The sequence below is a fragment of the Streptomyces alkaliterrae genome (assembly GCF_007097205.2).
GTDB lineage: Bacteria > Actinomycetota > Actinomycetes > Streptomycetales > Streptomycetaceae > Streptomyces > Streptomyces alkaliterrae.
Genome location: NZ_VJYK02000738.1, coordinates 1 through 406 on the forward strand (window position 1 = coordinate 1; position 406 = coordinate 406).

A 406-nucleotide genomic window follows, 5' to 3' on the forward strand; every position below is an offset into this window, starting at 1 on the left:
TAAGAGACAGGGTGATCGTGAGCCGGTCGGTGGTGATGCGGGCGAGCCAGAGTCCGCGGCCGCAGGGTCCGCCGTCGAGACCGGGCAGCAGCTCGGGGATCACGTCGGCGTCGAAGCCGGGGCCGCGGTCGGTGACGACGGCCTCCAGTTCGTCGCCGATGCGGCGCAGCAGCAGTCTGCCCTCGCCGCCGGCGTGCTCGACGGCGTTGGTGGTGACGGCGTCGACGGCGAGCACGAACTCGCCGCGTCGGGGTTCGTCCAGCCCGGCTCGGGCCGCGCACTCCTCCACGCCGTAGCGCAGTTGCGGAAGCGTACGGTCGGTGAAGTGGCGCTTGAGCAGATGCGGCCGGGACCTGCCGCAGGAGGACGAGAAGCCGGGTGTGGGAGGCGGGGGGAAACCGGGTGG

The 406-nt window shown here is 72.4% G+C and carries 1 protein-coding gene; it reads right to left on the minus strand.

What is annotated here, in order from left to right:
• On the minus strand, positions 1–340 hold a 340-nt coding region (locus FNX44_RS27740), incomplete at its 3' end, for an ATP-binding protein (RefSeq protein ID WP_153507838.1).
• Between the last annotated feature and the right edge of the window lie 66 nt (positions 341–406).